General features: G+C 73.1%; 13 protein-coding genes and 1 pseudogene. 6 read left to right on the forward strand and 8 right to left on the reverse strand.

Going from position 1 to position 14,270, the window contains the following annotated elements; genetic code table 11:
* The first annotated feature begins 23 nt into the window (after positions 1–23).
* The 3 genes and pseudogenes from ACZ4UX_RS06505 to ACZ4UX_RS06515 all read left to right on the forward strand — a co-directional run.
* Positions 24–977, forward strand: coding sequence for an SDR family NAD(P)-dependent oxidoreductase (locus tag ACZ4UX_RS06505; RefSeq protein WP_465705824.1), 954 nt, complete (start codon positions 24–26; stop codon positions 975–977).
* Between the two features lie 1,014 nt (positions 978–1,991).
* A complete protein-coding gene (locus ACZ4UX_RS06510) occupies positions 1,992–2,408 on the forward strand; it encodes a GNAT family N-acetyltransferase (RefSeq protein WP_465705825.1) in 417 nt (138 codons plus the stop codon).
* Positions 2,409–2,462: 54 nt separating this feature from the next.
* Positions 2,463–2,758, forward strand: a pseudogene (locus tag ACZ4UX_RS06515) (helix-turn-helix domain-containing protein); the annotation flags it as partial.
* A gap of 136 nt (positions 2,759–2,894) precedes the next feature.
* Here ACZ4UX_RS06515 and murQ read toward each other — a convergent pair.
* The 3 genes from murQ to ACZ4UX_RS06530 form a co-directional block, all read right to left on the reverse strand.
* Complete coding sequence (murQ, locus tag ACZ4UX_RS06520) at positions 2,895–3,944, reverse strand: N-acetylmuramic acid 6-phosphate etherase (RefSeq protein ID WP_465705826.1); 1,050 nt, start codon at positions 3,942–3,944, stop codon at positions 2,895–2,897.
* A 117-nt stretch (positions 3,945–4,061) separates the two neighbouring features.
* A complete protein-coding gene (locus ACZ4UX_RS06525) occupies positions 4,062–4,742 on the reverse strand; it encodes a DUF6445 family protein (protein ID WP_465705827.1) in 681 nt (226 codons plus the stop codon).
* 171 nt (positions 4,743–4,913) lie between these two features.
* A complete protein-coding gene (locus ACZ4UX_RS06530) occupies positions 4,914–5,558 on the reverse strand; it encodes a TetR/AcrR family transcriptional regulator (protein WP_465705828.1) in 645 nt (214 codons plus the stop codon).
* A gap of 135 nt (positions 5,559–5,693) precedes the next feature.
* On the opposite strand from ACZ4UX_RS06530, the gene mca reads away from it, so the two are divergent.
* Positions 5,694–6,575: a mycothiol conjugate amidase Mca gene (gene mca, locus ACZ4UX_RS06535; RefSeq protein WP_465705829.1), complete on the forward strand. Its 882-nt coding sequence runs from the start codon at positions 5,694–5,696 to the stop codon at positions 6,573–6,575.
* A gap of 137 nt (positions 6,576–6,712) precedes the next feature.
* Here the strand turns inward: mca and ACZ4UX_RS06540 are convergent, their stop codons facing one another.
* Entirely contained in the window at positions 6,713–8,005 is a 1,293-nt protein-coding gene (locus ACZ4UX_RS06540; protein WP_465705975.1) for an extracellular catalytic domain type 1 short-chain-length polyhydroxyalkanoate depolymerase, read from the reverse strand.
* Positions 8,006–8,604: 599 nt separating this feature from the next.
* Here ACZ4UX_RS06540 and ACZ4UX_RS06545 point away from each other — a divergent pair.
* Positions 8,605–9,147 carry a PaaI family thioesterase gene (locus tag ACZ4UX_RS06545; protein WP_465705830.1) on the forward strand — a complete coding sequence of 181 codons (543 nt, stop codon included), beginning with the start codon at positions 8,605–8,607 and terminating at the stop codon, positions 9,145–9,147.
* 70 nt (positions 9,148–9,217) lie between these two features.
* On the opposite strand, the gene ACZ4UX_RS06550 is transcribed toward ACZ4UX_RS06545, so the two are convergent.
* The 4 genes from ACZ4UX_RS06550 to ACZ4UX_RS06565 all read right to left on the reverse strand — a co-directional run bounded on the left by ACZ4UX_RS06550 (position 9,218) and on the right by ACZ4UX_RS06565 (position 13,379).
* The gene (locus tag ACZ4UX_RS06550; protein WP_352292041.1) at positions 9,218–10,219 is read right to left on the reverse strand and encodes a YdcF family protein; all 1,002 of its coding nucleotides are present in this window, start codon (positions 10,217–10,219) and stop codon (positions 9,218–9,220) included.
* Between the two features lie 206 nt (positions 10,220–10,425).
* The gene (pip, locus tag ACZ4UX_RS06555; protein WP_465705831.1) at positions 10,426–11,394 is read right to left on the reverse strand and encodes a prolyl aminopeptidase; all 969 of its coding nucleotides are present in this window, start codon (positions 11,392–11,394) and stop codon (positions 10,426–10,428) included.
* A gap of 315 nt (positions 11,395–11,709) precedes the next feature.
* A complete protein-coding gene (locus ACZ4UX_RS06560) occupies positions 11,710–12,534 on the reverse strand; it encodes a lysophospholipid acyltransferase family protein (RefSeq protein WP_465705832.1) in 825 nt (274 codons plus the stop codon).
* Entirely contained in the window at positions 12,531–13,379 is an 849-nt protein-coding gene (locus ACZ4UX_RS06565) for a GNAT family N-acetyltransferase (protein ID WP_465705976.1), read from the reverse strand. Before ACZ4UX_RS06565 ends, ACZ4UX_RS06560 begins: the two co-directional genes overlap by 4 nt.
* Positions 13,380–13,755: 376 nt before the next feature.
* On the opposite strand from ACZ4UX_RS06565, the gene ACZ4UX_RS06570 reads away from it, so the two are divergent.
* Complete coding sequence (locus ACZ4UX_RS06570; protein WP_465705833.1) at positions 13,756–14,229, forward strand: hypothetical protein; 474 nt, start codon at positions 13,756–13,758, stop codon at positions 14,227–14,229.
* The last annotated feature ends 41 nt before the right edge of the window (positions 14,230–14,270 follow it).

Raw genomic sequence — 14,270 nt, forward strand, 5'->3', positions numbered from 1 at the left:
GTCTAGGTCTTAGCGTCTTGAGCATGATCACAAAGCAGCTCGGGACCGGTACCGGATTCGGTGCCCACAGCACGGCCGGCGATGTTCTCGCCGGGATCGACCTGACCGGCACGACCGCGCTGGTCACGGGTGGTTACTCGGGCCTCGGTCTGGAGGCCACGCGGGCGCTCGTCCGGGCCGGAGCACACGTCGTCGTCCCCGCCCGCCGCCCCACCACCGCAGAACGCGCGCTGCGCGACATCCCCGGGACGGAGGTGCACGCACTCGATCTGGCCGACCTGGAGAGCGTCCGGGTCTTCTGCGACGGCTTCCTGGAGACCGGCCGTCCGCTCGGCATCCTCATCAACGGCGCGGGCGTGATGGCCTGCCCGGAGACACGGGTCGGCCCGGGGTGGGAGGCACACTTCGCGGTCAACCACCTCGGCCACTTCGCGCTGGCCCAGCGTCTTCGCCCGGCCCTGGCCGCCGGAGGGGCCCGGGTGGTGTCCGTCGCCTCGTCCGGGCACTTCCTGTCCGACATCCGCTGGGACGACCTGCACTTCCGCACCGGCTACGACCGCTGGCTGGCCTACGCCCAGTCCAAGACCGCCAACGCGCTGTTCGCCCTGCACCTCGACCGCCTCGGTACGGATGGGGGCGTGCACGCCTTCGCGGTGCACCCCGGAAGCATCCTCACGCCATTGCAGCGTCACATCCCTCGCGAGGAGTGGCTCACGCAGGGGTGGGTGACCCCGGACGGCGAGCCGGCCGACGGTTTCAAAACCCCGGAGCAAGGCGCGGCGACAGCCGTATGGGCGGCAACGTCACCTCTGCTCGACGGCCACGGAGGGGCCTACTGCCAGGACTGCGATATCGCGGAACCGGCTGCCACCGACGACATGCTCATCGGCGGAGTCAAACCCTGGGCCACCGACCCCGGCGCGGCATCCCGGCTCTGGGAACTCTCCAGCAGACTCACCGGGCTGAACGCATTCTGACGAAAGCGAACCGCCTCCGATGAGGTCTCGGCGCTGAAGCCTCAAGAGGAGCTCCGCACAGACTCGGCAGCGGGCACTGGTCCGCCCGTCAGCAAAGGCAGGCAGGGGCCGGTCCGAGAGCGAGAGAACCTCTCGCCGCCGAGCAGCTCGCCGTCCACGTAGACGAACGTGCGGCGGCAACGGACGTGCACGGCTGTGAGCCGGGGCCAGGCGGTGCGGGCGCGGGCGGAGCGCCGTTGGGCGAGGGAGGTCTGGGTGGAGTCGGGCGGTTTCGCCATGGCGGCCATCCTGCCCGAACGCCCTTGCCTTTCGGGCGGCGTCATCCGCTCCATGCCGGGGCGGGTCAAGGCAGGCCGCGGCCCGCCTTGACCGTTTCCACCGATCGGCCCGTCCTTCATGCCTGTTGCCGCTGCGTGCCCGAAAGCCCCGACCGCCACCGAGCGCCGGCGGCTGAAGAAGGCCTCCTGGGGCCACAAGACACCCCATCAACTGCGCCTCCGCGCTCAGATCGTGCTGCACGCGGCCCCAGGACGCTCCAACGCGCGCATCGCCCGGGAGACGGGCCTGCACCTGGACACCGGTGCACGCCCCCTGGTTGAACCAGGTGGAGATCTACTTCTCCGTCGTGCAGCGCAAGGTCGTGACCCCAACGACTTCACCGACTTCAACGAGGTCACCGACCGGATCCGATCCTTCGAAGACCGCTACAACGCCACGGCACAGCCGTCCAGTGGAAGTTCACCACCTCCGACCTGGACGATCCGCTGGCCAGACTCGACCGACACACCGCCGATCACCCAGAAGAACCCTCCGCCACCACGGCAGCATGATCAACCCCCGAAGTGCCTCCGCCGCAGACCACTTAGCGCCGCATCAGGCAACGTTCGCCCTGCTGAGGTACCGACAGAGGTCGGAGCGGCGGCGCTCCGAAGGCCGTAGCGATGGGTTCGGCGTCGGGATCGCTCTGCGGCAAAATGGCCGCCCCCCGATACCGGAACGTGTCAGGATCCTCGAATGGAGATCCGTCGTGTCACTCAGGTCGAGGCGGTCTACGCCGCTGGACATCTCTTCGACACTGCCCCAGGGCGGGAGGCCACTGAACGGTTCCTGACGGACGAGCGCCATCACCTCCTCATCGCCTATGTGGACGACCTCCCGGCGGGGATCGTCACCGGTGTCGAGATGACCCATCCGGACAAGGGAACCGAGATGTTCCTGTACGAGTTGGGCGTGGACGAGTCGTTCCGCGGGCGTGGCGTCGGCCGGGCTCTGGTGTCGGCGCTCGCGGACCTGTCCCGTGAACGGGGCTGCTATGGCGTGTGGACCATCACGGACGACGAGAACGCGGCAGCACTGGCCACGTACCGCCGCGCCGGCGGCGTCCCGGAAACGGGACAGGTGGTCCTCACCTGGACCTTTGATCAGCTGTAGACCGACGCCACGGATCCCCCTCCCGCACCGCATGGTTGGCGACCCGGCGTCCGCGTGCAGGTCCGCGAGATCGATGATGATGAGGGCAGCCGGCTGCTGCGGATCGTCCACCGGGGCGCCGGGTAGTGGTGCCCTGGCGGCGGGCACAGATGGTGCTGCTGTCTGCCCCGCGTATGCCTGTGGCGAAGCTCGCCGAGGTCACGTTCACCGGTACGGACCGGGTTCGCGACGTGATCCACCACTTCAACGCCGACGGCTTCGACTCACCCTCCCCGAAGCACCAGGGCGGGCGGCCACGGGCGTTCACCCTGCCCGAGCGCCGGGAGATCAAGAAGATCGCCAAGTTCAAGCATGTTCCGCCGCTACATCGTCTGGCGGAACAAGCACGCCGTCGACGAAGGGCGAGCCGGTTCACTGTGCTCCGGTGGCGTCTCTGCGGCCGCCACGAGTGCGTGCCGCCGAGGCCGTCCGTCAGTCCACCGCCCGTCAGTCCACCGTCCGGGCCGATTCCAGGGCTTCGCGCAGTCGGCCGCCCGAGGCGGCGAGCAGTCGGCGGGCGGTCGGCGCGTCCACTCCGGCGAGCACGACCAGGACGGCGTCCTTGGCCTCGCCGCCCGTCGCGGCCAGCGCGCTCCGGACGGTCTCCTCGTCCGCGCCGGTGGCCGTGGCCACGATCCGGTGGGCCCGGTCGCGAAGCTTGGCATTGCCCGCCCGCACGTCGACCATCAGATTTCCGTAGGTCTTGCCGAGGCGGACCATGACGGCCGTCGAGAGCAGGTTGAGGACAAACTTCTGTGCGGTGCCCGCCTTGAGCCGAGTGGATCCGGCCAGCACCTCCGGCCCCGTCACCACCTCGATGCCCAGCGCGGCCGCCGACACCAGGGCGGACCCCCGGTTGCAGGCCACGCCCACGGTCAGCGCCCCGGCGGCGCGGGCCTGTCGGATCGCGGCCACCGTGTACGGCGTACGGCCCGAGGCGGAGACGCCCACCACGCAGTCGGCGGCCGTCGGAGCGAGTGCTTGGAGGTCGGCGACGGCGAGGTCCGGCCGGTCCTCCGCGCCCTCGACGGCGCGGACCAGCGCTGCGGAGCCGCCCGCGATCAGGCCAACGACCTGGCCGGGGGCGGTGTTGAAAGTCGGCGGGCACTCGCTCGCGTCCAGCACTCCGAGCCGCCCGGCCGTTCCCGCCCCCACGTACACCAGTCGGCCGCCCCGGGCCATCCGGGCGGCGATCGCGTCGGCCGCGGCGGCGATCGGTTCCAGCTGCGTGGCCACGGCCTCGGCCACGGTGCGGTCCTCGTCGTTCATCAGGCGGAGGAGGTCGAGGGTCGTCATCCGGTCGATGCCGGACCAATCGGGGCGTACGGCCTCGGTCGCCGAACCGCCGATGGCGCCGTCGCCGCTGTCGGTCCCGCTGGTGCTGTCGGTGTCGTCGCCGCTGTCGCTGAGGGTGTCGCTGCGGGTGTCGCTGCCGGGGTCGTCGGTCGCACCGGTCGCCGTGCCGGGCTGCGGGTGCGGCGGGAGGTCGCTGTCCATGAGCGCTGTTTCCCCGGGTGGGCGTGCCGTGAACCAGGGTGGGCGGCGGGGCCGGTGCTCCGGGGATCAGCTGCACGGACGGTTCGCGCCAGGGACACGGGGCCGGGCGCTCCGGGGTCAGGCCATCCAGAAGAAGACGGCCGTCATTCGCCGCTCCTCCAGCGGGATGCCGTAGTAGCCGGTGGCACTGTGGATCAGGTTGGCGCGGTACAGCAGGAGCCGGTTGTAGCGGTTGGGGACGCGGACGTCCTCGGTGAAGGCGTCAGCCGGGACGCGGCGCGTGCCGAGCGCCTCGACGAGGTTGTTGTGCGGTGCGTCGACGAGGTTGCCGCCGAGGCGCCCGCCGGGGAACTGCTGGCGGTAGAAGCTGGTGCCGGCCTCCTTGGGGGCGCCGGGGCTGAGGTAGAGGACGGCCGCGTAGCGGCAGAGCGCGCGGGAGTCGGTGTGGGGGCGGGATTCCGACTCGCCGGCGCCGACCAGTTGGACGCAGTTGTGGTTGAGCGTTCCGCCGCCGGGCGTGCTCTGGACCCAGAGCTTTGCGGCACCGGTCGCCTTGCGGACCAGTGCCTCCACCCGGGCGAGCTCGGCCGGCTCCAGGCCGGGCATGGTGCGCAGTCCGGGCCATGTCTCGGGCCGGTAGGGGTACCCCTCCGTCCAGTCGCCCCGGGCGAGGCACCGTTCGCGGACCGCGTCCGGATCGGGTAGCACGTCGTCCAGCACCCAGTAGTCCCGGCCGGGGGTGGGCTTGCGGTAGGGCAGGACGGGCAGGGCTGTTCGCCCGATGGGCTGTGGGGGCATGCGCCGACCATAGGGTCGGGGCCCGCCAACGTTCTGCCGTGAACAAGTCAACCTTTCGTCAAGTGTCGGGACCTGCGCTTTTTCGCTGTGCCGGTGTGCCGGTGTGCCTGTACGACGAGCGGCCCGGTCGGGGGATGCCCGTCGTTGGCGCGCCCGGTGTGTGGCGGCGCGTCAGCCGGCCGACCGGACGGCGTACCCGTCGAGCGCGCTCCGCAGGTGGTCGAAGGCCCCGACGGCGGACGGTCGGATGGCTGCCGATATCGCCTCGTGCTCCTCGCCGGCCAGGACGCGGTGGAAGACCTCGGTGAAGAGCGCGCGGCGGATCGCCGCCAGCAGGCCGGCCGCGAGTCTGGCGGTGAGGTCGCCCGGTGGGGAGTCGGTGGCCTCGGCGAGGGCCGCGGTGAGCGCGTTCTCGCTCTGCTCGTGGACCTCGCGCAGCCGGGCGAGTAGGGCAGGGCTCTCCGTGACGGTGCGGACGAACGGCGGATCGGCGAACCCGAGGGCCGGGTCGTGCCGGTCGATCGAGGCGAGGCAGGTGCGGCGCAGCGCCGCCAGCGCGGACTCGCCGGGCGCGCGCCCGGCGACCGCCTCGGCCTGGGCGGCGACCATCTCGCGGTGCAGGTCGAGGACGAGGTCCTCCTTGCGCGGGAAGTGGTTGGTGACGGTCATCTTGGCGACCCCGGCGGCCACCGCGACCTCGGCGATCGTCGTCCGGTCGAAGCCGTGCTCGATGAAGAGCCGCGTGGCGGCGTTCGAGATCGCCTCGCGGGTGCGGCGCTTGTTGAGCTCGCGCAGGTTGGGGGTGCCCTCGGTCATGGCGTGAGCGTAGCGCAGATTCACTGGGTCGGGTACAGAAATTAGGCTTGACCCAGTCAATGGGTCCGACCTAAGTTGTCTCCCGGCGGGCCACCGGACCGCTGCTCGACGCCACTCGGACCGAAGGAACCGCGCATGTTCACTCACCCCTCCGCACTCCGGCTGCTGACCGTGCACGCCCACCCCGACGACGAGTCCAGCAAGGGGGCGGCCACCCTCGCCCGATACGCCGCCCAGGGGGTGGACGTCATGGTCGCGACGTGCACCGGCGGCGAGCGCGGCTCGGTGCTCAACCCGGCACTCGACCGGCCCGGGACCAGGGCCGAGCTGACCCGGATCCGGCGCGAGGAGATGGCCGCCGCACGCGAGATCCTCGGTGTCGGCCAGCGCTTCCTGGGCTTCACCGACTCCGGTCTACCGGGCCCCGGCGAGCCACTGCCCGACGGCTGCTTCGCGCGCCTGCCGCCCGCCGTCGCCGCCGAGCCGCTGATCACGCTGATCCGCGAGTTCCGCCCCCACGTCGTCGTCACCTACGACGAGACGGGCGGTTACCCGCACCCCGACCATGTGATGACCCATCGGGTCACCGTCGAGGCGGTCGAGGGCGCGGCCGACCCCGACTGCTCTCCGGAGGCGGGCGAGCCCTGGCAGGTGGCCAAGCTCTACTACCACCTGGCGCTGTCCCGGGCCTGGTTCCAGACCATGCACGACGCGATGACGGCGCGCGGCGTCGACTCGGTGATGGGCGAGGTGCTGGCCGGCTGGCCCGACGCCCCGCCCGCCCTCGCCACCACCACCCGGATCCGCTGCGCCGAGCAGTTCGCCGTACGGGACGCCGCCCTGCTCGCGCACGCCACCCAGATACAGCCCGGCACCGGGTTCATGGCACACCCGCGTGAGATCGAGCGCGAGGTCTGGCCGACGGAGGACTACCACCTGGCCCGGAGCCTGGTGGAGACCGTCCTCCCCGAATCCGACCTGTTCGCCGGTCTGCGCCCCGGAGAGGAGCACGGATGAGGAAGCTCAGAAGGTTGGGCGGAGGCCGGCACACCGGCGGTGGCACGGTGGCCGGACACCGCGGACACGCGGGCCCGGCCCGGAGTCGGGGGCCGCATCGGGGCCCGTACCGGGGCCGACTCGCGGCCGGTTGCGGGTCAGCACTGCCCGTCGGCGAGGACGAAGTAGCCCGCCCCGGTCTCCTTCAGCGTGTGGATCGTGAAGGTGTTCCAGAGGCCCATGGCCTGCCCCGAGCCGAGGGCGAAGGTGAGGCCGCCGGCCTGGGTCGCACGGCTCGCCTTCACCTGGTCGTAGTTGCTGTCCGTGAAGCACTGCTGCGCGCCGCCGGGAGTGCTCGCCGTCACCGCCGCCGACCGGGCTCCCACGGCGCCCGCCGCGTCGACGGCGGCCACGGTGTAGGTGTACGAGGCCCCGGGGTTCAGGCCGCCGTCGGTGTACGAGGTGCCGGCCGGGGCGGCCACTTGCGTTCCGTTCCGGTACAGCACGTACGACGCGGCGCCGGTGACGGCCTGCCAGCCGAGCGCGATCGAGTCCTGGCCGGTGGCGGTCGCGGTCAGGCCCGCCGGTGCGGGCAGCGAGGGCGTGGCCGGGCCGCCGCCGTCCAAGCCCCAGAACCGCGCGGTGTAGTAGCTGGAGCAGATCGTGTCGAGGAAGTAGGCGCCGCCGGCCCCGCACTGGTCCGCCCCCGGGCCCGGGTCGACGGCGAGTCCGTGACCCATCCCCGCGACGGAGTAGAGCGCCACGGCGGGCCGGCCGCTCGCGTCGTTGTAGACGGACTCGGTGGTGCCGCCCGGCAGGTTCCGGGTGGCGGAGGCGCTCTGGCCGATGCCCCACACATCCGTCCACTGGTCCCGCAGCTCGGTGCCGTTCACGGGCCTGACGGTGGTGTCCGCGGTGCCCTGCCAGATCGCCACCCGGGGCCACGGCCCGCTGTGGCCCGGGTACGCCCGGCGGACTCGGTCGCCCCACTGGGCCGGGGTGAGCCGCTGGTCATTGGTCTGGCACCCGGAGGCGGCGGCCTGAGTGGTGGCGCAGTGCGCGGGCAGGCCGGAGTCGATCGCCCCGCCCGCGAACACGTCCGGGTAGTCGGCCAGCAGGTCGGCCGCCATACCGCCGCCGGCCGAGAGGCCCGTGACGAACACCCGGCGCCCGTCGGAGCCGTACAGGGCCCGGGCTTCGGTGACCATCTCGGACACCGATTCGGCCTCGCCCGCGCCCCGACCGTCCTTGGCGGCGTCGAACCAGCTGAAGCAGGAGAGGGCGTTGTTGGCGCTGCCGGTCTGCGGGAACACCACCGCGAAGCCGTACCGGTCGGCCAGGGTGGTCCAGCCGGAGTTGCGGTAGTAGTCGGTGGCTGTCTGGGTGCAGCCGTGCAGCGCGACCACCAGCGGTGCGCCGGTCGGCAGGCCTGCCGGGGTGTAGGAGAACATCGCCAGGTTCCCGGGGTTGCCACCGAACCCGGTGACCTGTTGGAAGGTCCCGCCCGCCGTGGAAGCGGCAGGGGCGGCCACATGCGCGGCGGAAGTCGCGGAGGCCGCGGTACGGCCGGGGCCCGGGGTGGCGGCCGCGACGGCGGAGGCCGGTGCCGTGGAGGCGAGTGCCAGCGCCGCGAGCAGCGCAGCCGCGGCGCGGCGCGCGAGCCGCCGGCCCGGGTGGGCCGGTCCGGCGACGGGTACGGCGCGGGCGGTCCCGGTCTCAGTGGTACCGGGTGCGCTGGATCCGGGTGCGCTGGATCCGGGCACGTCGGATCCGGGCACGTCGGATCCGGTCGGTGGGACGAGCGCGGTGGACGGGGCGGTCACGGCGGGAGCGGTCGACACGCGCACGGGCAGCAGAACCATGGAGGACTCCTGGGTGGGGGCGGAGTTTGGTGGACTGCCGTGCAGCGTGGCGCGTCCGGCCGTCGGGTGACATGTGACGGTCACCCGTTGTCGGCGCGCCCGTCATGGCCGGTGCCGCCATGGGCGGAGCCCGCTCCGTAGTGCGAATCGCAGTTGAGCCGGACGGGCGGAGCGGGCAGGTTGGTCCCATGACCACGTATGGATTCCAGGGAGAGCAGACCGTGCCGGACGAGGCGTCGCACAGCCGTACCCACCACTGGCAGGCCGGACCGCCGGTCTCCGCGTTCCCGCACCTCACCGGGGAGGAGATCCTGCAGGAGATGATCGCGGGACGGATCCAGGCTCCGCCGATCGCCAGCACCCTGGGTTTCGGACTGGTCGAGGCCGGGCCGGGCACGGCGGTCTTCGAGGGCGAGGTCGGCGAGCATCTCTTCAACCCGATGAACACCGTTCACGGCGGCTACCTCGCCACCCTGCTCGACTCGGCGCTCGGCTGCGCCGTGATGAGCCGACTGCCCGCCGGCACGGCCTACACCACGACCCAGTTGAACGTGCACATGGTGCGCCCGGTGTTCGCCGACTCGGGGAAGCTGCGGTGCGAGGCCGTGGCGCTGCACGTCGGCCGTACCCTCGCGACGGCGGAGGCGCGGGTGGTCGGCGTGGAGGACGGCAAGCTGTACGCGCACGGGACGACCACCTGCGCGGTCCTGGCGCCGCGTCCGGCGGCATGACACGGCGGGCCCCGGGCCGTTTCGCCGGGTTCTGGCGGCCAGGGCCCGGAAGGACGGGGTGTCCGGTGCGTCAGAGCGCGGCGGCGAGCACTCCGCACAGCGCGAGGAAGCCGCAGATGCCGAAGTTGATCAGCTTGTGGGAGAGGAAGACGGCGGCGAACTCCCGGATCGTCGCGCTCGGCCAGTAGTACGCCGCGGTGGGGGAGCCGAAGACCTGCCCGGTCACACCTGCCTTACGGGCCGTCAGCGCGGCACGGAACGCGTGGAAGTTGTTGGTGACGATCACGCAGCGGTACCCGGGCTTGGCCTGCTCCATGATCGCCCTGGAGAAGAGCAGGTTCTCCTCCGTCGTGCGCGAGCGCTCCTCACGCACGAGGTGTGCCTCGGGGAAGCCGCGCTGCACGAGGTAGTCGGCCATCGCGTGGGACTCGGGCAGCTTCTCGTCCGGTCCCTGGCCGCCCGAGGTGATCAGCACCGGTGGGTTGCCGCGAGCGGCCTGCTTCTCGTACACCTCGCGGCCCCGGTTCAGCCGGCTCGCCAGCAGCGGCGGCACCCGGTCGCCGCCGATCAGGCCCGAGCCGAGCACCACGACGAAGTCGACGTCCCGGCGGGGGCGGTGGCGGCCGTACAGGAAGGCGTAGCCCACGAAGCAGACGAACAGGAAGGAGATGTAACCGACCACCAGCACGGCCGTGCCGGCGAGGACCCCTAGCCGGTACGAGCGGGTCACCACGGCGGCGACGAGCAGGCTGATCACGGAGAGGATGCCGAGGCCCGCGAGCAGGGACAGCAGATTGGCCGGCCGTCTGCCCTCCTTGCGGACCATGGTCAGGCCGTTGGCGATCAGGAAGCCGACCAGCGCCAGCGTTCCGACCGCCGGCAGCAGGATGATGGCGACGGCTGCCACCTCGGCGACCAGTGTCGGGGCCTTGCGCAACTCGGCGAGCAGCGCCAGGGCGAGAAAGGAGACGGCTATGCCGAGCAGGACGGCGTTGCTGAATCGGCGTCGGTCACGGAGCACCCCGATCCCGCACAGGACGAAGAACAGGGCCGCGGGGGCATAGGCGATCATGCTCGTATCGTAGGGGCCCGATCGGGCGGCCGGGAGCGGCCCTTGGGCAGACGGCCGACCGGGCCCGGGCGGCCCCCGGGCGGCCCCCGGCCGGGCAACGGCCGGGCAACTCCCGGCCGTCTCGGTCCCGCCGCAGGCCCGACTCCCGGCGGGGCTGGCGGACCGTCTCGCCGCCGGCACGAGACGGCCGGAGCGAGCCGTCGTGGTCAGTTCCGGGCGGGTCCGGCGAACCGTTCGATGGCCGCGAACACCGCCTCGCCCATGGCGGGGCTCCCGGTGTGGCCGGAGTCCTGGATGACCGTCAACTCGGCGTCCGGCCAGGCCTTCGCCAGCTCCCAGGCGGTCTTCAGCGGCGATCCGAGGTCCAGCCGGCCGTGGATCAGGACGCCCGGGATCCCCGCCAGCCGTCCGGCGTCGCGCAGGAGTCGGCCGTCCTCCAGGAAGGCGTCGTGCGCGAAGTAGTGCGCGGTGATCCGGGTGAACGCCATCAGGGCGTCGTCCGGGCGGTCGGAGTAGGCGTTCGGTTTTCCCAGCGACTCGTGCGCGATCACCGCGTCCTCCCAGGTCGCCCAGTCCCGTGCGGCCTTGCGGCGGACGGCCTCGTCGGGGCTGTTCAGCAGCCGGCTGTACGCGGCCACCAGGTCGCCGTCCCGTTCGGCGGGCGGCAGCCCGTCGCGGAACGCCTCCCAGGGGCCCGGCAGCAGCCGGCCCACGCCGCGGTACAGCCAGTCGGTCTCCTCGGGGCGGGTCATGGTGACCCCGCAGATCACGATCTCCGAGACCCGCTCGGGGTGGGTCTGCGCGTAGGCGAGGATCAGGGTCGAGCCCCAGGAGCCGCCGTACAGCAGCCACTTCTCGATGCCCAGGTGTTCGCGAAGCCGTTCCATGTCGGCGATCAGATGGGCGGTGGTGTTGTGTTCCAGGCCGGTCGTCGGGTCGGCGGCGTGCGGCAGGCTCCGTCCGCACCCGCGCTGGTCGAACAGCACCAGGTGGTAGCGCTCGGGGTCGAAGGAGCGCCGGTTCTTCGGGCTGTGGCCGGAGCCCGGCCCGCCGTGCACCACGACGGCCGGCTTGCCGGCGGGGTTGCCCGAGGCCTCCCAGTAGATTCGCTGGCCGTCGCCGACCTCCAGGAGACCTTGCGCGTAGGGCTTGCCGATCGGGTACAGCTCGGGCACGGCGGGAGTCCTCCTGGGCGTGGCGGCGGCCGACCTCGGCGGCGGGCGGGGGCCGGTCCCGTGGAACGGCTGCCGGTCGCAGGGGAGTCGGACGGTGAGGCACGGCGGTCGACGGCGGCGAGCCGTGGTGGACGGGCGGATGCCGTGAGGCTACCCGCCCGGCCCACCGCCCGTCGATCACCGGGCGGCGCCGGGCACGATGGGCATCCGCCGCGGGCACCGGGCCGCACCGACCCCACCGGTCTGACTCACCAGCGGGCACTCACAGCGGGCACTCACTGCGGGTGCTCACAACGGGCAGTCACCACCGGGCACTCACCGGCCGGTCGCCTCCACGGCCGCCTGGGCGGCACGGGCCAGCTCCCGGCGCGGCTGCCACCGGTCCGCCGGCTGACCGGTCCGGACCGCGGGTGCCGGGATCGCGGGCAGGAAGGTCACCTCGGCCACCAGCCCACGGACCGACACCACCCGGGCGATCGAGGCGAGCAGGCCGTCCTCGCCGACGAAGGCCGGCGCGCTGGTCGCCCGCCCGTCCGCGAGCCGGTAGCGGACCGTCACCGGCTGCACGGGAGCACCGGCCTGGACAGCGGCCTCGAAGAGCGCCGGGCGGAACCGGCCGCTCTCCCGCCCGCACCAGGTCGACCCCTCGGGGAAGACGACCACGGGCCGTCCCGCGCGCAGCAGTTCGGTGACCGCGGCGACCGTGCCGGGGAGGGTGCGCAGCCGGTCGCGGTCGAGGAAGACGGTGCCGCCCCAGGCCACCAGCGGGCCGAGCACCGGCCAGTGCCGGACTTCGGTCTTGGCCAGCGAGCGGCCGGGCCGGCCGGCGGCGATCAGCGGGATGTCCAGCCACGAGACGTGGTTGGCCACCACCAGCACCCCGCCGCCGCGGGCCGGGGGCGGCGCGATCCGGACGGTGACCCCGAGCGCGCCGAGCAGGGTGCGTGCCCAGAACCGGACCAGCGCGTCGCGCGGGCCCCCGGGCAGGGCCCGGACCGACGGGGTGAGCGCGAGGCCCGCCACCAGCACGACCAGGAACGCGGCGAGGCGCAGGATCCGCCGGGGGAGCGCCACCACGGGGGCGGCCTCGGTCAGACAGGTCTCCGGCGTGCAGGGGGCGGTCGGCAGCCAGACGCTCACGAGAGCGGCCCGGGCGAGGGTTCCGTACCGCCGGGCGCGGCCGGTCCGGTGGCCGGGGCCGCCGGAGCGAGCCCGGAGAGGAAGTGCCGCAGGTAGCGCGGATCGGTGCGCTCCAGGGACAGCAGCACGTAGAGGTCGGCGGTGGCGAAGTCCGGGTCGTGGGCGGGCGCGCCGCAGACCCAGGCGCCCAGCCGCAGGTACCCGCGGAGCAGCGCCGGCAGCGCGGCCCGCTCGGCGCGGGGCAGGCCGGTGGGGTCCCACGGCCGGTGCGGGGTGACCCGGTACTCCTCGGGGGCGAGGTACTTGGCGCTGACGGTGTCCCAGACCCGCGCCGCCGTCGCGCCGCCGTCGTCCAGCGGGATCGAGCAGCAGCCGCCGACCCAGGTGTTGCCGGTGTCGGCGAGGTAGCGGGCGATGCCGCCCCACATCAGGTTGATGACCGCGCCGTTGCCCCGGTGGTCCGGGTGGATGCAGGAGCGGCCCAGCTCCACCAGGCCGTCGCGGAGCGGGGACAGGCTGCGCAGGTCGAACTCGCCGTCGGAGTAGAGCCGTCCGGCCCGTCGGGCGGCCGCCGGGCGCAGCAGCCGGTAGGTCCCCACCACGGGGCCGTCCTCGCCCTCGCGCACCAGCAGGTGGTCGCAGAACGCGTCGAACGGGTCGACGTCCAGCCCCGCCACCGGGCTGTGCAGCCGGGCACCGAGTTCGGCGGCGAAGACCTGGTGGCGCAACAGCTGGGCGGCGCGCACGTCGGCCTCGTCACGGGCGAGCGCGACGGTGTAGGCGGGCGCCGGCACCTTGCCGAGGAGCGCCGGCGCGGAGAGGGCCGGGGCCGCGAGGGCGGGCACGGGAGCGACCGGTGCGGGTACGGCCGGGGCGGGGACCGGACGGACGGTGACCGGCTGGACGACGGTCTGCTGCGCCGGCAGCGGGATGGGGAGTACCGAGGTGTGGCCGGGGGTGACGGTGGGCGGAGCGTACGCGGGGACGGTGGTCATGGCAGACCCTCCAGGGCGGCACGGACGACGGCGGCCACGGATCGCCGTGGCACCGGCCCGCACTCTCGGTCGTGGGGCGTGCGAACCGGTATCCGTATGTTTCTCCGTGTCGGCTGGCGTCCACGTTGCCGTTCGGCAGAGCTTGGATGTGCACCTGCTGAATGGGGCCACTCACTGTCTGCCGGACACCTGTTCGGTGTGCGGGCGCCACCGTATGCTCCGCTCCATGGGGTGGAAACCGGGCTCGGCGCGGCGGCGGGAGATCGCCGCGGAGCTGCGGGACATCCTGCGGGTGCAGGCCCAGCTCGCGGTCGTACTGCTCCTCCTCCACCTGCTCGCCAGGCTGGTCGGACTGGCCACCTCGCCCTGGTGGATGCTGGTGGTGGCGATGGCCGGCGCCCTGCAGATCACCTCCGACCGGTGCTGGGAGGAGGACCGCAGGCGGAGCACCCTCGCCTTCGCGATGGTGGTCGCCCCCGTGACGGGGGTCGTCCCGTTCCTGGCGGTCGGCGCCTTCCTCGGGTGGGAGAGCGGCGCGACGGACGCCGCGCTGGCGCCGTGCACGGTCGTCGGCACGCTGCTCGCGTCGCACGCGCTGCGCACGGCCCACCTCCTGCGCCTGGCCCGTCGGCCTGGTTCCCCGGCCGGAGCGCGGGCCCCCGACGCCGAAGCGCCGGAGCCCCGCGGCGGCGCGGCGTAGGCCCGCCGCGCCGCACCGGGCGCCCGTCACGGCGGACCGGA

The sequence above is a fragment of the Kitasatospora sp. NPDC028961 genome (assembly GCF_055564815.1).